Source organism: Ensifer sp. ENS10, from assembly GCF_014852025.1.
Lineage (GTDB): Bacteria > Pseudomonadota > Alphaproteobacteria > Rhizobiales > Rhizobiaceae > Ensifer.
The window spans coordinates 547,338-563,701 of sequence record NZ_JACVAS010000001.1; the positions used below are offsets into that span (position 1 = coordinate 547,338).

Here is a 16,364-nt window from a genome sequence, read left to right on the forward strand (position 1 = left end):
TTTCGCGTCCGAATGGGCGCGCGGCGTTCAAGGCACTTCTAATTTCGCGGCGTCTCCACTAAAGAGGCGCCTTCAGACAACATAGAAAATATTTGGAAAGGCGGGCCAAGCCCGTTCGAGAGGCCTCATGGATCGCATCAGGATTGTAGGCGGCAACAAGCTTAACGGCGTCATCCCGATTTCCGGCGCCAAGAACGCGGCCCTGCCGCTGATGATCGCGTCGCTTCTGACCGACGACACGTTGACGCTCGAAAACGTGCCGCATCTGGCCGACGTCGAGCAGCTGATCCGCATCCTCGGCAACCACGGCGTCGACATCTCCGTCAATGGTCGCCGCGAGCGCCAGGGCGAGAGCTACGCCCGCACCATCCATTTCACCTGCCGCAACATCGTCGATACGACCGCGCCTTACGAGCTGGTGTCGAAGATGCGCGCAAGCTTCTGGGTGATCGGCCCGCTGCTCGCCCGTGAAGGCAAGGCCCGCGTATCGCTGCCCGGTGGTTGCGCCATCGGCACGCGCCCGGTCGATCTGTTCATCGAAGGCCTTCAGGCACTCAGCGCCAATATCGAGATCGACGGCGGCTACGTCAACGCGACGGCGCCGGAAGGCGGCCTGGTCGGCGCGCGCTACACCTTCCCGAAGGTGTCCGTCGGCGCCACCCACGTCCTGATGATGGCCGCGACGCTTGCAAATGGTACCACGGTGCTCGGCAACGCCGCGCGCGAGCCTGAAGTCGTCGACCTCGCCAACTGCCTCAATGCCATGGGCGCCAAGATCACCGGCCAGGGCACCCCGACGATCACGATTGAAGGCGTGCGTTCGCTCTCTGGCGCCCGTCACCGCGTCCTGCCGGACCGTATCGAGACCGGCACCTATGCCATGGCGGTTGCCATGACCGGCGGCGACGTCATTCTCGAAGACACGAACATGGCGCTGCTCGACACGGCGCTCGAAGCGATCCGCCGCGCCGGCGCCGAGATCACCGAGACCAACAGCGGTATCCGCGTCGTGCGCAACGGTGCCGGCATCAAGCCGGTCGATATCGTCACCGATCCTTTCCCGGGCTTCCCGACCGATCTGCAGGCGCAGTTCATGGGGCTGATGACCAGGGCGAACGGCACCTCACACATCACCGAGACGATCTTCGAGAACCGTTTCATGCATGTGCAGGAGCTCGCCCGCCTCGGCGCCAAGATTTCGCTCTCCGGCCAGACGGCCAAGATCGAGGGCGTTAGCCGGCTGAAGGGCGCGCCTGTCATGGCGACCGACCTTCGCGCGTCTGTCTCGCTCGTCATCGCCGGCCTTGCAGCCGAAGGCGAAACCATGGTCTCGCGCGTCTATCACCTCGACCGCGGCTTCGAGCGGCTGGAAGAGAAGCTCACCCGTTGCGGCGCGCATGTCGAGCGCGTCAGCGACTGATTTGATCGGTTGCGCCTGATACCGTTGCGGTTTCAGGCGCAACATCCTATGTCCATTTCAATTGTGGCACGGAAAATGTGCGGCGAAACGAAAGGAATGGACGGTATGAATGGTCTGAAGCTGCTGGCGCTCGACGAGGAAGATCTCGCTGTCGTCTCCGCCCATGTCCAGGATGCCGTGTTCAAGGTATCGGGGCTGGAATATGACGCCCGCCGCAAGCAGTTTTCGCTCGTCGTCAACCGCTTCGTTTGGGAGGCGGCCGACGGCAAGCGCCGCTCCTTCGAGCGTCGTCGCGCGCTGCTCCTGTTCAAGCGGGTGAATGCGGTCCGCTCGGTCGGCTTTGACCGGCGCGACGATGAAGCGGTTCTTGATCTGTTGACGCTCAAGTTCACCGTGCGCGGCGAGGGGCCGGAAGGCACGCTCGAATTGGTTCTTGCCGGCGACGCCTCGATCGCGCTTGACGTCGAATGCATCGAAACGCAGCTTGCGGATACCGGCGGGGCGTGGGAAACCGCTTTCAAGCCCAAGCATCCCGAAGGCGCTTGAGCCACTCGACCCGAACGACACTGGCATACAAGGACGTCCCCTTTGGCAATCAGGCTCAATTTTCTCGACGGTGACTTCGAACAAAAGTTCGCGTCATTCCTGACGACCAAGCGTGAGGTGTCCGAAGACGTCAATGCGGTGGTCAAGGCGATCATCGACGACGTGCGCGCCCGGGGCGATCAGGCACTCGCCGAATACTCCAAGCGCTTCGATGGCGTCGATTTCTCCGTGACGCCGATGGCCGTCAGCGCGGCCGAGATCGATGCGGCGATCCAGGCGGTCGAACCGGAGGTGCTGGGCGCGCTCAAGGTCGCTGCCACCCGCATCGAGGCGCACCACGCCCGCCAGCGGCCGAAGGATGATATTTACGAGGACGCCATGGGCGTCGGGCTCGGTTCGCGCTGGACGGCGGTCGATGCCGTTGGCCTTTACGTGCCGGGTGGCACGGCGAGCTATCCGAGCTCGGTGCTGATGAATGCGCTGCCGGCGAAAGTCGCGGGCGTTCCCCGCATCGTTATGGTGGTGCCGGCAAGCGGCGGTGAGATCAATCCGGCGGTGCTTGCAGCAGCAAGGCTTGCGGGCGTCGAGGAGATCTACCGCGTCGGCGGCGCGCAGGCCGTTGCGGCGCTTGCCTATGGCACCGAGACGATCGCCCCCGTCGCCAAGATCGTCGGCCCGGGCAATGCCTATGTTGCCGCCGCCAAGCGCCAGGTCTTCGGCACCGTCGGCATCGACATGATCGCCGGTCCATCGGAAGTGCTTGTCATCGCCGACAAGCACAACGATCCGGACTGGATCGCCGCCGATCTCCTGGCCCAGGCCGAGCACGACGTCGGCGCTCAGTCGATCCTGATCACCGACGATCCGGCCTTCGGGCAGGCGGTCGAGGATGCGGTCGAGCGGCAATTGAAGACGCTGCCGCGGGCCGAAACGGCCTCGGCGAGCTGGCGCGATTTCGGCGCCGTCATTCTCGTGCCCGATCTCGAAAAGGCCGTGCCGCTCGCCAACCGTATTGCAGCGGAACATCTTGAACTGGCGCTCGCCAATCCCGAGCCGATGGTCGAGAAGATCCGCAATGCCGGCGCGATCTTCGTCGGGCGCCATACGCCCGAAGTCATCGGCGATTATGTCGGCGGCTCCAACCACGTTCTGCCGACTGCGCGCTCGGCGCGCTTCTCGTCCGGCCTCGGCGTGCTTGATTATATGAAGCGCACGTCGATCCTTCGGCTCGATCCGGAGCAGTTGCGAATCCTCGGACCGGCGGCGATCGTGCTGGCAAAGTCTGAGGGGCTGGAGGCTCATGCGCGTTCCGTCGCCATTCGCCTCAATCTCGGGGATGCTGGATGAAGGCGGACCGCAATCTGCGCCTCTGCGATGTCGTTCTGGACGAGACCATCGGCCGCTCGACGCCCGACGTGGAGCATGAGCGCGCGGTTGCTATCTTCGACCTGCTCGAAGAAAACCTGTTCGAACCGGTCGGCCATCCCTGTGGCCCCTACAAGCTCAATCTCTCGCTCGTCGATGCGAAGCTGGTCTTTTCGATCTCGACCGAAAAGGGCGGCGATGTCGCCACCCACATCCTGTCGCTGACGCCGTTTCGCCGGATCGTGAAGGACTACTTCATGATCTGCGAGAGCTACTACGAGGCGATCCGCTCGGCGACACCGAGCCAGATCGAGGCGATCGACATGGGGCGCCGCGGCATTCACAACGAGGGCTCGCAGACCCTGATGGATCGCCTGTCCGGCAAGATCCGGCTGGATTTCGATACGGCCCGCCGGCTGTTCACGCTCGTCTGCGTGCTCTATTGGCGCGGGTAGAGGCGCGAACCGGCATGACGGCAACCGAGGCACCGCAGTTGAAAGCGCCCCGCTCGGTCCTCTTCATGTGCGGCATGAATGCCATCCGCTCGCCGATGGCCGAAGCGCTCGCCAAGGCGGCGCTGCCAGCGGGAACGTATGTTGCCTCGGCCGGCGTCCGGCATGGCGAACGCGATCCGTTTGTCGACGTGGTCATGGCCGAGGTGGGCTTGAGCCTCGGCCGCCACCAGCCCCACACGCTGGATGAACTCGAGGACGACTACTTCGACCTCATCGTGACGCTGGCGCCGGAGGCGCATCACAAGGCGCTCGAATTGACTCGCTCGATGGCCGTCGACGTGGTCTATTGGCCAACGCCGGACCCGACGGTGGCAGCCGGCACCCGCGAGCAGATCGTCGATGCGTATCGCGCCGTGCGCGATCACCTGTCGACGCTGATCAATCATCGGTTGGTCGGCTCGCACAGACGAGAGAAAACTTGAGAGCTTCACGGAAATCCGAGTGCGGTTTCCGACGACAGTTCTTTTCCATGTCTTCTTAGATCCCATCCGATTTAAGGCTAAAGACACGTAGCAGTTCAAAGTGCTATAGCGACCTCTGCGCCTCTGATAGGACGCGCGGCGCCGTAGCCGTCACAAAAGCGCAAAAGCCGGTGTTAGACGGTTCACAAATCCTCGTTGATTGTGTAGTTTCCGGCGAATTTTTCGGGATACCTGACGTATCCCTAAACAAAGATAGAAAGAACAGTCCTACATGGCGAAAGAAGAAGTCCTTGAATTTCCGGGCGTGGTCACCGAATTGCTTCCGAATGCGACCTTCCGCGTGAAGCTCGAAAACGAGCATGAGATCATCGCCCACACGGCGGGCCGCATGCGCAAGAACCGCATCCGCGTGCTTGCCGGCGACAAGGTTCTCGTCGAGATGACCCCGTACGACCTTACCAAGGGCCGTATCACCTACCGCTTCAAGTAAGCCGCTCCGGCTCTACGCAATTCCTGGAGCATTTCCGCTTCTTCTTCGAATCGCGAAAACGCTCTAACCTTTGGTTGGATTGCAATTCCAGACGCAAAACCGCTTCACCCGCATTTTTGCTGGAATTGCTCTGGAGTGACGGCTCGTTCCGATGACAGTGGCCAAGAAACTGATACTGGCGTCCGGCTCGCCGCGTCGCGTCGAACTTCTGGCGCAGGCGGGCATCGAGCCCGCGCGCCTGATGCCGATGGATCTCGACGAGACGCCGAAGCGTGCCGAACACCCGCGTTCGCTCGCAAGGCGTCTGTCGGCTGAAAAGGCGCGAGCAGCACTTGCGGCGATCAAGGGCGAGCCCGGCTGGGACGGAAGCTATATTCTGGCGGCCGATACGGTCGTCTGCGTCGGCCGGCGCATCCTGCCGAAGCCGGAACTGGTCAGCGAAGCCACCAGCACGCTGCACCTTCTCTCCGGCCGCAGCCATCGCGTCTATACCGGCGTGTGTCTGATCACCCCGGACAAGACGCTCAGGCAGAAGGTCGTCGACACCAAGGTGCGCTTCAAGCGCCTGTCCGGTTTCGATATCGAAAGCTATCTCGCCTCGGGCCAATGGCGCGGCAAGGCGGGCGGCTACGGCATCCAGGGCATTGCCGGCAGCTTCGTTGTGAAACTCGTCGGCTCCTACAGCAACGTCGTCGGCCTGCCGCTCTACGAAACCGTCAGCCTGCTTGTCGGCGAAGGCTATGATGTGCACAATCGTTGGCTGGAAGGCTGAAGCCGGTGCCAGACGAGACAAATAACGACGAAACGAAGAAGAGCGGTTCGAACGTCGCGCCCCTGCGGGCGCCTCGACCCTGCCCGGAATGCGGACGGCCGTCGCATCGGGAGCACTATCCCTTCTGCTCCGACCGCTGCCGCAATGTCGACCTCAATCGCTGGCTCTCCGGCTCCTATGCCATTCCGGTTGCCGACGACGAAACGAAGGCCGACGACGACGATCGCTAAGGCGTACCGCTGCGGTCGGGCGCGTGGGTCCGGCCTTTCCCTCAACGCTCCTCTTTATCGTGAACGACGCCTGGATGGTCCTGCGCGCCAGCAGGTGAATGCGGCCGCCATTTTCGGTCTCCGAGGACCACTTCTGTCTCGGAGAGTACGGGGGAAGCGAATGCGATCTCTCTGAAACTCTTTGCTTTTTCGGTTTTTTTGACTGTCCACAGGATTTCGGTCAAAAAACTTTCATTTGGCGCTGGACACCGCCGAACAAGATGCTATAACCCCGCTCGCTTCCGGGGCAAACACAAGCGCCCCGAGGGTTCCGCAAGGAACCGCTGCCCGAAACGGCAGGATGCCCGGATAGCTCAGTTGGTAGAGCAGCGGATTGAAAATCCGCGTGTCGGTGGTTCAAATCCGCCTCCGGGCACCATTCATCTCCTTGAATGTTTGGTCTCGAAAAGCTTGAAAGCCACGTTCGGCGTTTACTGAGCGTTGCGTCACTCGTTTGCCCTCAATATGTCGTCCACTCCTGCACCAGCATCTCGCGAAAGCGGATCGCTGCCGGCGGCGCAACTTCCTGGATATCGATGTCGCCGCGAACCCGCAGTCGCTCGATTCCTACATTCAGTACATTGAAGTCGTGTTGCAGAAGACGATTGACGGAGCGGCCGCGTTGGGCTCGCTGCTGACGCGCATCGACATGCAGACGACCTTTGGTCAGACGCTGATGGCCACCATCGAAAAGGGGGGCGGACGTTTGCTGGATGCCGATATGAACGAGACGTCGACGCGGCTGAAGGCATTGCAGACGCGGGAACAGCTTGGCATCCAGGCTTTGCAGATAGCCAACTCCAATGCGCAGAACATCCTGCAGCTTTTCCGCTGAGCGATCGCGTCGTCGCGAAGCGATGACGAAAGCATCGCAGCCGAGAGGGTTCCAGCACGTCGCTGATCAGGCATCGATCCTCCCTTTTAGCGAAGGTGGGAATCGACGGCTGTCACCTGCGTTACATGTTCGTCGCAGCTTCCGCATATTCTCACGCCCGGGAGGACCTGAGCGGCGAACGTCTTCGTCGCGTAATCGATGCCACGAAACCACAACAAAAACAGGGTCGTGGCAGGGTCAACCGAGGATCAGAAATGCGTAAATTTTCCAGGCTCTCTCTAGCAACGCTCGTCGCGGCCACGATCGCTGCGGGTGTGTCCGCTCCTGCGTTCGCAGGAGGCAGCTACTACAAGGGCGTTTCACCAACGGCGGTCAATGAAGGCCACCGGAGCGAGAAGTACAATCCGCCCGGAAAGACCGTAAACCGCCCGCCGCCGAGAAACGGCTCCTACTACAAGGGCATCATGCGCAAGTAGGAAAGGCACGTGGGAGCAATCGGCCGAAAAGCCGGCGGCTCTCGATCACGGTCTTGAAAACAAGGAAGGGCGCCGTGGCGCCCTTTCGTTCTAGATCAGAACATGACTGAGAATATCGCCTTCGCTGACCACCATGTTCGGCGGATGGCCGTTGCGCAGATAATGCTTGCGGTCGCTATCGGCGGTAATGAACACGGCGGTGCGGGCAACCTCGTCCGCTGTCAATTGTGTCGTTGCCGGCACGACAGCGATTTCGGAGCGCAGGCCCAACTCGCGCAACAGTTCCTCGATCGCGCGGTGGTCGTCCACGCCGTGAAGAACAAGCCGGTCGATTTCTGCAATCGCGTTTGTATGCCACGTGACAGTCTGAAGAGCGACCATGAGGGGCAGCGCCCCTCTTGCCTGCTGCACGTCGGGATGGTGCTCGAAGCCGGCCAGCATTAGCCGCGTATAGAGTTCATAGGCGCGAACGTAGTCCTTCTTCATCATCCACATGCGCAAGGCAACGCTCATGCGGATCATGGTGAAGTCCCTGATCTGGGCATCGAAATAGGTGCGCCGATCGGCGGTCAGCTTGACGGCACCGCGCTTGGCGCCGCTGTAGAGGAAGTACTCAAGACCGCCCCGGTACGTATCCCATGCCGTCAGCGTCTCGGCGTGGCCGGCCTGCGGCCGATCGCGGACGATCTTCGAGCGTATCACCTGGCGATAGAAAGGCTTCTTCAGGAAGGTGACGGCGCCCAGTTCCAGAAAATGTGCGAGATAGGAGAAGGCCCAATAGGCGAAGTGCCGGGGCGCCCAGGCGGAGCGCAGGGCCGAGGTCCGGTAAATGCCGATCTCGGGAAAGACATGTCGGTCGACGAGAAAATCGAAAACCGGCTCGAAGTCCCGTTTCTTGAACTTGGTATCCTTATCGACCGAGAAGAACGGCGCACTGTCACGTTCGTCGATCTCGTCGTGTGTGTACCACGGCGCAAAGCACACCGTCACTTCCGGATTGAGATCCAGATAGCGGATTGCCTCGCGCAAGCCATCGTTGATGAGCACGTCGTCATCGGCGAGGTAGAGCGTGTATTCGCCCACCGCGCGGCTGACGGCGCTGATGACGTTGGGAATCGCGCCGAAATTCTCCGACTGGCGGAAATAGCGGATCGGCAACCCCTTGGCGACAAAGCGATCGACGATCTCCCGGGTGCCGTCGGTCGAGGCGTTGTCGGAAATGATGATCTCGTACTTGAAGGAGAACTGGTAGAGTTCGACGAAGTAGCCGAGCGCCTTTTCGAGGAAGGGCGCGCGGTTATAGGTGGGAATGCAGATGCTCAGCTTAACCTGGCTCACTCGCCTCTCCATTGTCAGTCACATGCGACAGCGGGCGTTTCGCAGACCGCCGGTCGCGTCTCGTTTGCTTGCACGCCGGCACGAGAACAGCGGTGGCTGGCGATGCAACGGCAGGGATCGGACGCCTCAGGGCGCAAGGGGCAGCGCGCAGAGGAGGCCGATCCTACGCTCCGTTATTCCGCTTCGATCTTGCGTGAGCCTTGTCTTGAATAAAGGCCGGTCAGGCGGCAGCTGTGCAGAGGGTGAGCAGGACCCCCGTTAGCGATTTGTTAACCATGCTTGCGCAATCTCGATGGTTGTAACAATGGCGCTCGAACCCGGTCTTCATCGAGCCACATGCCCGAAAGCAGACGCATTCGTTCATTCCTAAGGGAGCAGAGACAAGGATGTACGAAATGGCAGCCCATATGATGAAGATGCTGATGAGCATCATGGCCGCGCTTTCGCTCGGCTCGCTGCTGTTTCTAATGGCTGTGCTCTAACGACGGTCAAAGGTTCGGGCGGCGCGCCCGTCAGGGGTAGAGGTAGAACTCGTCCCAGCTCTCGTGCGGCACAAGCTCGCCGATCTTGTATTCGAAAGACAGGACATCCAGGTGCTCCGCGTCGGTGCGGCACTTGAACTTCAGCTTGTACCATTCCCCCTTGCTGCGGAACACGGCGCCCAGCGCCTTCATCTTGTCTTCCTTCACGACCGGCTCGGCGAAGGTGTAGGCGATCACCTTGTCCGGCTTGAAGGTCGACTTGTCGGCGTTGATGCGCTCCATCGCCTCGGTATCGCACCGCTGTTCGAGCCGGGTCTGCGGGTCGAGCTTTTCGAACTGGCGCACCAGGGACTGATCCATCGCCAGCGCCGGGGAACATGTGGCGGCGAAGATGAGCGGGTACGCGATTGTCTTCATGCTCGACGGACTCCTGCGATGAAAAAGAACCGGACCCGGCAAATCACTCCGGGACGCGCCTGCGGTTTCAGTTAAGCTTTGTGGCCATTCCAAGGCAGGTCACGTTTCGGAAACGTCGATCCATTCGGCCCCGGTCAGTTCGACGATGCGGGCGGGACTGATGTGCACCGCCGCATTGGTGGCACCGGCGGCCGGCACAACGATGTCGTAGGCCTTGAGCGACAAGTCGCAATAGATGCTGTGCGGCTTGGCAAGACCGAAGGGGCAGACGCCGCCGACCGGGTGCCCGGTCTCCGCCTCCACCTCGTCGAAGCCGAGCATGCGGGCCTTGGTGCCGAAGCGGGCCTTGTACTTTTTGTTGTCGAGGCGGGCGTCGCCGCGCGTGACGATGAGGATCACATCGTCGCCAACCCGAAGCGCCAGTGTCTTGGCGATCTGCGCCGGCTCGACGCCGTGGCCCTCGGCCGCAAGCGCAACCGTGGCGGTGCTTTGTTGAAGCTCGATGACACCGATGTCTGGGGCGTGCTGGGAAAAGAAGTCTTTGACGGAAGTCAGGCTCATGGCAAAGGATTCGCGTTATTGAAAAGCGATGGCGATCGGCCGCGTTGCGAACAACCGTCACGACGTTCGGCTTCGGCGGGCAAATCTCTCAGTCGTCGTTGGAAGCGTCAAGGTCTTCGGGGCGCCGGCCTTCTTGCCCAGGCGGCAGATAGCCATGGCTGGTGAACCAGTTCTCGAGGATCGTGGCGATCGCCTGATCCCGTGACAGCGTTCCCGGGTGATCGGCGATGAAAGACCTGAGCGCCGTCTCGATCTTGTCGGTGTAAAGCGCGTTCATGCGTGCCTCCGTCTGGCAAGTGCGGTGTTCCGTCCGGTGACCCGTCCAGCAGATCACAGTGCTACAGCCCTGTTCGCGCGTCCAGATGGAACGGCCGAGGGCCGTTCCATGCGCGAAGGCGGCTGCCGCCGAATGGTGTGGGCTCAGGCCTGCTTGACGATGCGGATCAGCACCAGAAGGATCACCGCACCGATTGTCGCGTGCAGGATGGCCGAGAGAATACCGCTGCCGAGGCTGATGCCGATCGCCGGGAAGAGGAAGCCGGCGATGAAGGCGCCGATGATGCCGACGACCATGTTGCCGATAAGGCCGAATCCGCCACCCTTGACGATGAGGCCGGCGAGCCAGCCGGCGACCGCGCCGACGATCAGGAAGACGAGAATGCTTTCAATACCCATGAATGGTCCCCTTTCCATTGGATCTCGATTGGAAAGATAGATCAGGAATCGAAATCAGATAGAGGGCAATTTCATCGCGCAGCGATTTTTTGAGATTTGAATGATCGCCGGGGCGCGCCGGAGCCCCAAGACGAGGGCACGGCGCTGCTCGATCGGTATCAGACGATGCCGCCTCCGCCGCCGGCAACGGCCGGGCGTTCGGCGGCGACCTTCGCGCGATATCCACTTTTCCGATAGGTCGCGACCGGCGCCACCGCTCCGCCGCTCTCAAGTCGCGCCATCGCAAGGATCGGCTCGATATCAGTGCGGAAGGCGGTCTTCAGCGTCTCGCTCGCCATCAGCGCGTCGTTGTCTTCCTGGCAGCCTTCAAGCACCTTGCGATCGACGATCAGCGCCTGGGCATAGGCCCGGCAAACCTCGGTCGCGCTCGTCATCAGGCTCTCGATCGGATCGGTGACGTTGTGGCTCTGGTCGAGCATATGCGCCGGCTTGAATCCCTTGGCGCCGCGCGTTTCCGCATCCACCAGCTCGTTGAACACGAGGAACAGCCGATAGGGGTCGATCACGCCCGTGTCGAGATCGTCATCGCCGTACTTCGAATCGTTGAAGTGGAAACCGCCGAGCTTGCCGAATTGGATGAGGCGGGCGACGATCATTTCGATATTGACGTTCGGCGCATGGTGACCGAGATCGACGAGGCAGAAGGCCTTGGGGCCGAGCTCCTGCGCGATCAGATAGTTTGTGCCCCAGTCCTGAACGACGGTCGAATAGAAGGCCGGCTCGAACATCTTGTGCTCGGTAAAGACCCGCCAATCCTCTGGCAGCGCCGCATAGACCGATTTCATCGCATCGAGATAACGCTCGAAGGCGCGGGTGAAATTGCTCTGGCCGGGGAAGTTGGAGCCGTCGCCGATCCACACCGTCAGCGCCTTGGAGCCGAGTTGCCGGCCGATCTCGATGCATTCGAGATTGTGCTCCACCGCCTGGCGGCGGGTTGCGGCATCGACATGCGACAGCGAGCCGAACTTGTAGGAGTGCGCCTGGCCCGGTGTGTCGGAGAAGGTGTTGGAGTTCATCGCGTCGAAGCCGAGGCCGAGCGACGTGCCTTTCTGCTTCAGTTCGGAAATGTCGCTCACCTTGTCCCACGGAATATGCAGCGAGACGGTCGGAGTCGCCCGCGTCAATTGCTGTATGACCGCGCAATCCTCAAGTTTGTCGAAGATGTTGCGTGGCTCGCCCTTGCCGGGGAAGCGGGCGAAGCGCGTGCCGCCGGTGCCGACACCCCAGGAGGGGACGGCGACGCCATAGGCGGCAACCTTGCGCCTGATCTCGTCGATCGCAACGCCGCGCCGATCGAGTCGCTCGCCGAGGCTGTCATAATCCCGGCGAAGCGCGGTGAGCCGGCTTTCGTTCTCGGCCTCGACCGTTGCCTGGCTGATCATCGTCGTCGTCATGGAAACCTCCTCGATCAGCGGGTGAAGGACTGGGCGTTGCCCGCGTCGACATTGATGATGTTGCCGGTCGATTTCGCCGACATGTCGGAGGCAAGGAAGTAGATCGCCTCGGCGATGTCCTCCGGGAAGACGCTGAGCTTCAGCATCGAGCGCTCGCGATAATGCGCCTCGAGATCGTCGACATCCATCTTATAGGCTGCGGCGCGCTGCTCCTTCCACTCGCCGGTCCAGATCTTCGAGCCGCGTAGCACCGCGTCCGGGTTGACGACGTTGACGCGGATCTGTGCCGCAGCACCCTCCAGCGCCAGGCAGCGGGCAAGGTGGATCTCGGCCGCCTTGGCGGTGCAATAGGCCGAGGCGCCGGGGGAGGCGGCAAGCCCGTTCTTGGAGGCGACGAAGACGATATTGCCGCCGGCCTTCTGCTGGCGGAAGACCCGAAAGGCTTCCCGCGAGACGAGGAAATAGCCGGTCGTCAGGATCTCGATGTTCTTGTTCCAGAGCGAAAGCGTCGTGTCCTCGATCGCGGCGGAGGAGGCAAGACCCGCATTGGAAACGAGAATGTCGAGACCGCCGAAGGCGAGCAACGCATCAGCGAAGCCGCCTTCGACGGCCGCCTCGCTGGTGACATTCATGGTGACGGAGCGCACGACATCCTTGCCGTAGCGCGCGGAAAGCTCGCTTTCGGCTGCGGCAAGCGCCGTCTCGTCGATGTCAGCCAGCACCACGCACGCGCCTTCCTGCATCAGCCGGTTGGCCGTCGCCTTGCCGATGCCGCCGGCGCCGCCGGTGACGAGCGCGATCCGGCCGGCAAGGCTCTTCGGCTTCGGCATGCGCTGCAGTTTCGCTTCCTCCAGCAGCCAGTATTCGATGTCGAAGGCTTCCTGCTCCGGCAGGCCGACATAGGTCGAGACGCCGCAGGCGCCGCGCATGACGTTGATGGCGTTGACATAGAACTCGCCGGAGATGCGGGCGGTCGCCTTGTCCTTGGCGAATGTGATCATGCCGACGCCCGGCACGAGATAGACGACCGCATTTGGATCGCGCATGGCGGGGCTGTCTACGCGTTTGCAGCGCTCGTAGTAGGCCGCATAGTCGGCGCGATAGGCGGCGATTGCCTCGGGAAGCGCAGCGAGCGTCCCGTCGATATCCGGCTTGGCCGGATCGAATTCGATCACCAGCGGTCGGATCTTGGTGCGCAGGAAGTGGTCGGGGCAGCTCGTGCCGAGCGCCGCCAGCGGCTTCAGGTCCTTCGATGTGACGAAGTCGAGCACGGCCTGGCTGCCGTCGAAATGGCCGACCTTCTTCTCGTCGGCGCTGATCAGGCCGCGGATGACCGGCATCAGCTTGCGGGCGACATCGGCGCGGGCAGTAGCGTCGAGCGTCGCTGTTACTGCGCCCCCGAAGGCAGGCTTAGTGTTCTCGACCTCGAACCAGGCGATCGCCTTGTTGATTATCTCGATCGTCGTCTCATAGGCCTCTTTCGCCGTGTCGCCCCAGGTGAAGAGGCCGTGGCTTTCGAGCACGACGCCACGGGCACTCGGGTTTTCCAGGCAGAATTTTTCCAGCCACAGGCCGAGCTCGTAGCCGGGGCGCTTCCACGGCAGCCAGCCGATGTCGTCGCCGAAGATTTTTGCCGTCAGCTCGCGGCTGTTGTTGGCGGCGGCAATCGCGATGATCGCGTCGGGATGCATGTGGTCGACGTGCTTCTTCGGCACGTAGGCATGCAGCGGCGTGTCGATCGAGGCGGCGCGCGGATTGAGATTGAAGGTGCAATGCGGCAGGTAGCCGACCATCTCGTCTTCGAAATCAACGCCGCGATAGATCGTCTTCAGCGCATTGAGCTTGTCCATGTAGAGCGTCGCGAAGCCGTCGAGCTTGATCGTGCCGACGTCGCCGCCGGAGCCCTTGACCCAGAGAACCTCGACAGTGCCGCCGCCAAGCGGATCCTTTTCCATCACCTTAGCCGAGGTGTTGCCGCCGCCATAATTGGTGATGCGCTTGTCGGAGCCAAGCAGGTTCGAGCGATAGAGCAGCCGCTCGGATTCGCTCATACCGGCAGCCTTCGCCTCGTCCCAAAGGTTTGCAAGTCGTGCGCCCTGCTGCTTGTCGAGCATCTCGAATTCCTCCCGGTCTGATGTCGTGCGGCTTGGCGTCCGCACGGAGATATGGTTGGCATCAGATCATAGGACTTGAGCGTTAAAGTCAATCAAAAACGATCAAGTTCGCGCATATTGCGCTGCACAATGAAAAAATATGATTGATTGTGATTGACAATGGTCGATCGTGATGGAAGCATGAACGCCATCGGAGGAACGCATGCACGAGAAAGAAAGACATCGGATCATTCTGTCGGCGGTTCAGGAAAAACCCGTCGTCACCGTCCAGGAGTTGGTCGATCTGACCGACAGTTCCGAGGCGACGATCCGGCGCGATATCGCGGCACTCCACGTGCAGAAGAAGCTGCGCCGTGTGCGCGGCGGCGCCGAGGCAATCAACCCGCCGCAATTCGTCGGCCTTGCCGGTCGGCCGTTCAAGGTCAACGAAGGCCTGCACGCCCGCGAGAAGCAGGCGATCGCCAAGGAGGCGGTGGCGCTCTGCGAGGATGGCGAGCCGATCATCATCAATGGCGGCACCACCACCTTCCAGATGGTGCATTTTCTCAGCAATCGCCGCATGCAGGTGTTCACCAATTCCTTCCCGATCGCCGAGCACCTTTTAAAGCACTCAAAGAACACGGTGATGCTGTCCGGCGGCACGATCTACCGCGAGCAGAACATCATCTTAAGCCCCTTCGACAACGACGTGACGCGCAATTTCTATGCGCGCCGCATGTTCATGGGGGCTCAAGGACTGGGGCCGCTCGGGCTGATGGAAGCGGACCCGCTTCTGATCCAAGCGGAACAGAAACTGATCGATCAGGCGGACGAACTCGTCGTGCTGGTCGACTCGTCGAAATTTCACAAGCGATCGAGCCTCATTCTTTGCGGGCTGAAGCGGATCGCCACTGTCATTACGGATTCGGGCATCGAGGACAGGCATGCCGCGATGCTCGAAAATGCCGGGGTGAGGCTGGTTGTGGCCAGCAGCAGGGCCGGTACGGATGCGGAGAACATATCCTCGTCCGCCTGACGCGGGTGAGGAGAGGGGAAGGCGGTGGTCACGGTTAAGGGAGCCGGGTCGTTGCCGAACGGAGGAATTTGCGCCGGATGCGATTTTCGCGAACCGGACAATGGGAGGAAATGAGCATGAAGATCCTGAAGTCACTGATGGTCACGGCCGCGGTTTCGCTTGCGCTGATGGCCAATGCCGCGCATGCGGAAAACAAGAAGATCGCGCTCGTCGTCAAGGCGCTCGGCATCGGCTTCTTCGAAGCTGCCAACAAGGGCGCCCAGGAAGCCGCCAAAGAACTGGGCGACGTCGAAGTGATCTACACCGGCCCGACCTCGACCACCGCCGAAGGCCAGATCGAGGTGATCAACTCGCTGATCGCCCAGAAGGTCGATGCGATTGCCGTTTCGGCCAATGACACCGATGCTCTCGTGCCGGCGCTGAAGAAGGCGATGGACCGCGGCATCAAGGTCATCTCCTGGGACAGCGGTGTCGCCAAGGATGGCCGGTTGATGCACCTCAACCCGTCGTCGAACCCGCTGATCGGCAACATGATCATCAAGCTTGCCGCCGACAACCTGCCTGAGGGCGGCGACGTCGCCGTGCTTTCGGCTTCCGCGACCGCGACCAACCAGAACACCTGGATCGCCGAGATGAAGAAGGTCCAGGGCAACTACAAGGGCATCAACGTCGTAACAACCGTCTATGGCGACGACCTTGCCGACAAGTCCTATCGCGAAACCCAAGGCCTCATTCAGTCCTATCCGAACCTGAAGGCGATCATCGCGCCGACCTCGGTCGGTATCGTCGCGGCGGCACAAGCCGTCACCGACGCCGGCAAGATCGGCCAGATCAACGTAACGGGCTTGGGCCTTCCCTCGGAAATGGCCGGCCACGTCAAATCGGGCGCTTCCAAGTCCTTCGCCATCTGGAACCCGATCGACCTCGGCTATTCCGCAACGATGATCGCCTATGATCTGATCGGCGGTGCCGAAGCCAAGCCCGGCGCGGAACTGAAGATGGGCCGTATGGGTGCCGTCAAGCTCGACGACAACAATGAAGGCGCGATGGCCGACCCGTTCGTCTACGATGCCAAGAACGTCGAGGAATTCGCCAAGATCTTCTGATCTGGCGAACGACCAAACTGGCGTCGCCCCTCATCCGCGCGGTGAGGGAAGGGCCCCTCATCCGCCTGCCGGCACCTTCTCCCCGCAGGCGG

Annotated in this window: 19 protein-coding genes and 1 tRNA gene; 13 read left to right on the forward strand and 7 right to left on the reverse strand. The window is 61.6% G+C overall.

Annotated elements, in window-relative coordinates; genetic code table 11:
- The first annotated feature begins 127 nt into the window (after positions 1-127).
- From murA to IB265_RS02705, 11 genes are all read left to right on the forward strand, one after another.
- Positions 128-1,420, forward strand: coding sequence for a UDP-N-acetylglucosamine 1-carboxyvinyltransferase (gene murA / locus IB265_RS02655; protein ID WP_057248168.1), 1,293 nt, complete (start codon positions 128-130; stop codon positions 1,418-1,420).
- A gap of 105 nt (positions 1,421-1,525) precedes the next feature.
- Positions 1,526-1,966 (forward strand): DUF2948 family protein, encoded by a 441-nt coding sequence (locus IB265_RS02660; RefSeq protein WP_057248264.1) that lies wholly within the window; start codon positions 1,526-1,528, stop codon positions 1,964-1,966.
- A gap of 42 nt (positions 1,967-2,008) precedes the next feature.
- Positions 2,009-3,313, forward strand: coding sequence for a histidinol dehydrogenase (gene hisD / locus IB265_RS02665; protein ID WP_057248169.1), 1,305 nt, complete (start codon positions 2,009-2,011; stop codon positions 3,311-3,313).
- Positions 3,310-3,786, forward strand: a complete 477-nt coding sequence (locus IB265_RS02670; RefSeq protein ID WP_057248170.1) for a UPF0262 family protein — start codon at positions 3,310-3,312, stop codon at positions 3,784-3,786. Before hisD ends, IB265_RS02670 begins: the two co-directional genes overlap by 4 nt.
- Positions 3,787-3,800: 14 nt before the next feature.
- The gene (locus IB265_RS02675) at positions 3,801-4,268 is read left to right on the forward strand and encodes a low molecular weight phosphatase family protein (RefSeq protein ID WP_057248171.1); all 468 of its coding nucleotides are present in this window, start codon (positions 3,801-3,803) and stop codon (positions 4,266-4,268) included.
- A 271-nt stretch (positions 4,269-4,539) separates the two neighbouring features.
- Positions 4,540-4,758, forward strand: a complete 219-nt coding sequence (gene infA / locus IB265_RS02680) for a translation initiation factor IF-1 (RefSeq protein ID WP_004435948.1) — start codon at positions 4,540-4,542, stop codon at positions 4,756-4,758.
- Positions 4,759-4,909: 151 nt separating this feature from the next.
- Positions 4,910-5,530, forward strand: a complete 621-nt coding sequence (locus IB265_RS02685) for a Maf-like protein (protein ID WP_057248172.1) — start codon at positions 4,910-4,912, stop codon at positions 5,528-5,530.
- 5 nt (positions 5,531-5,535) lie between these two features.
- On the forward strand, positions 5,536-5,760 hold the full coding sequence (gene yacG / locus IB265_RS02690; RefSeq protein WP_057248174.1) for a DNA gyrase inhibitor YacG: 225 nt from the start codon (positions 5,536-5,538) through the stop codon (positions 5,758-5,760).
- A gap of 342 nt (positions 5,761-6,102) precedes the next feature.
- Positions 6,103-6,178: transfer RNA gene (locus IB265_RS02695), tRNA-Phe, on the forward strand.
- Positions 6,179-6,253: 75 nt separating this feature from the next.
- A complete protein-coding gene (locus tag IB265_RS37285; protein ID WP_057248175.1) occupies positions 6,254-6,634 on the forward strand; it encodes a flagellin in 381 nt (126 codons plus the stop codon).
- A gap of 254 nt (positions 6,635-6,888) precedes the next feature.
- On the forward strand, positions 6,889-7,110 hold the full coding sequence (locus tag IB265_RS02705; RefSeq protein ID WP_057248176.1) for a hypothetical protein: 222 nt from the start codon (positions 6,889-6,891) through the stop codon (positions 7,108-7,110).
- 90 nt (positions 7,111-7,200) lie between these two features.
- Here the strand turns inward: IB265_RS02705 and IB265_RS02710 are convergent, their stop codons facing one another.
- The 7 genes from IB265_RS02710 to IB265_RS02740 form a co-directional block, all read right to left on the reverse strand.
- Positions 7,201-8,448: a glycosyltransferase family 2 protein gene (locus IB265_RS02710; RefSeq protein WP_057248177.1), complete on the reverse strand. Its 1,248-nt coding sequence runs from the start codon at positions 8,446-8,448 to the stop codon at positions 7,201-7,203.
- Between the two features lie 512 nt (positions 8,449-8,960).
- Positions 8,961-9,347 carry a DUF930 domain-containing protein gene (locus tag IB265_RS02715; protein WP_057248178.1) on the reverse strand — a complete coding sequence of 129 codons (387 nt, stop codon included), beginning with the start codon at positions 9,345-9,347 and terminating at the stop codon, positions 8,961-8,963.
- A 99-nt stretch (positions 9,348-9,446) separates the two neighbouring features.
- Positions 9,447-9,908, reverse strand: a complete 462-nt coding sequence (locus IB265_RS02720) for a YbaK/EbsC family protein (protein WP_057248179.1) — start codon at positions 9,906-9,908, stop codon at positions 9,447-9,449.
- Positions 9,909-9,996: 88 nt separating this feature from the next.
- Positions 9,997-10,185, reverse strand: coding sequence for a hypothetical protein (locus IB265_RS02725; RefSeq protein ID WP_057248180.1), 189 nt, complete (start codon positions 10,183-10,185; stop codon positions 9,997-9,999).
- Positions 10,186-10,328: 143 nt separating this feature from the next.
- Positions 10,329-10,583, reverse strand: coding sequence for a GlsB/YeaQ/YmgE family stress response membrane protein (locus IB265_RS02730; protein WP_057248181.1), 255 nt, complete (start codon positions 10,581-10,583; stop codon positions 10,329-10,331).
- A 158-nt stretch (positions 10,584-10,741) separates the two neighbouring features.
- Positions 10,742-12,037, reverse strand: a complete 1,296-nt coding sequence (gene rhaI / locus IB265_RS02735) for an L-rhamnose catabolism isomerase (protein ID WP_057248182.1) — start codon at positions 12,035-12,037, stop codon at positions 10,742-10,744.
- Positions 12,038-12,051: 14 nt separating this feature from the next.
- Positions 12,052-14,151 carry a bifunctional rhamnulose-1-phosphate aldolase/short-chain dehydrogenase gene (locus IB265_RS02740; RefSeq protein WP_057248183.1) on the reverse strand — a complete coding sequence of 700 codons (2,100 nt, stop codon included), beginning with the start codon at positions 14,149-14,151 and terminating at the stop codon, positions 12,052-12,054.
- 202 nt (positions 14,152-14,353) lie between these two features.
- Between IB265_RS02740 and IB265_RS02745 the strand changes: the two genes are divergently transcribed.
- Together IB265_RS02745 and rhaS are read left to right on the forward strand one after the other, a co-directional pair.
- Positions 14,354-15,166 (forward strand): DeoR/GlpR family DNA-binding transcription regulator, encoded by an 813-nt coding sequence (locus IB265_RS02745; RefSeq protein ID WP_057248184.1) that lies wholly within the window; start codon positions 14,354-14,356, stop codon positions 15,164-15,166.
- Between the two features lie 116 nt (positions 15,167-15,282).
- The gene (gene rhaS, locus IB265_RS02750; RefSeq protein WP_057248265.1) at positions 15,283-16,272 is read left to right on the forward strand and encodes a rhamnose ABC transporter substrate-binding protein; all 990 of its coding nucleotides are present in this window, start codon (positions 15,283-15,285) and stop codon (positions 16,270-16,272) included.
- Positions 16,273-16,364 lie beyond the last annotated feature (92 nt).

Bases quoted from the DNA above. Each gene is read 5' to 3' on its own strand.
- murA (WP_057248168.1), top strand. From the start codon at position 128: ATGGATCGCATCAGGATTGTAGGCGGCAACAAGCTTAACGGCGTCATC.
- IB265_RS02660 (WP_057248264.1), top strand. From the start codon at position 1,526: ATGAATGGTCTGAAGCTGCTGGCGCTCGACGAGGAAGATCTCGCTGTC.
- IB265_RS02670 (WP_057248170.1), top strand. From the start codon at position 3,310: ATGAAGGCGGACCGCAATCTGCGCCTCTGCGATGTCGTTCTGGACGAG.
- IB265_RS02675 (WP_057248171.1), top strand. From the start codon at position 3,801: ATGACGGCAACCGAGGCACCGCAGTTGAAAGCGCCCCGCTCGGTCCTC.
- infA (WP_004435948.1), top strand. From the start codon at position 4,540: ATGGCGAAAGAAGAAGTCCTTGAATTTCCGGGCGTGGTCACCGAATTG.
- IB265_RS02685 (WP_057248172.1), top strand. From the start codon at position 4,910: ATGACAGTGGCCAAGAAACTGATACTGGCGTCCGGCTCGCCGCGTCGC.
- IB265_RS02705 (WP_057248176.1), top strand. From the start codon at position 6,889: ATGCGTAAATTTTCCAGGCTCTCTCTAGCAACGCTCGTCGCGGCCACG.
- IB265_RS02715 (WP_057248178.1), bottom strand. From the start codon at position 9,347: ATGAAGACAATCGCGTACCCGCTCATCTTCGCCGCCACATGTTCCCCG.
- IB265_RS02720 (WP_057248179.1), bottom strand. From the start codon at position 9,908: ATGAGCCTGACTTCCGTCAAAGACTTCTTTTCCCAGCACGCCCCAGAC.
- IB265_RS02725 (WP_057248180.1), bottom strand. From the start codon at position 10,185: ATGAACGCGCTTTACACCGACAAGATCGAGACGGCGCTCAGGTCTTTC.
- IB265_RS02730 (WP_057248181.1), bottom strand. From the start codon at position 10,583: ATGGGTATTGAAAGCATTCTCGTCTTCCTGATCGTCGGCGCGGTCGCC.
- rhaI (WP_057248182.1), bottom strand. From the start codon at position 12,037: ATGACGACGACGATGATCAGCCAGGCAACGGTCGAGGCCGAGAACGAA.
- IB265_RS02740 (WP_057248183.1), bottom strand. From the start codon at position 14,151: ATGCTCGACAAGCAGCAGGGCGCACGACTTGCAAACCTTTGGGACGAG.
- IB265_RS02745 (WP_057248184.1), top strand. From the start codon at position 14,354: ATGCACGAGAAAGAAAGACATCGGATCATTCTGTCGGCGGTTCAGGAA.
- rhaS (WP_057248265.1), top strand. From the start codon at position 15,283: ATGAAGATCCTGAAGTCACTGATGGTCACGGCCGCGGTTTCGCTTGCG.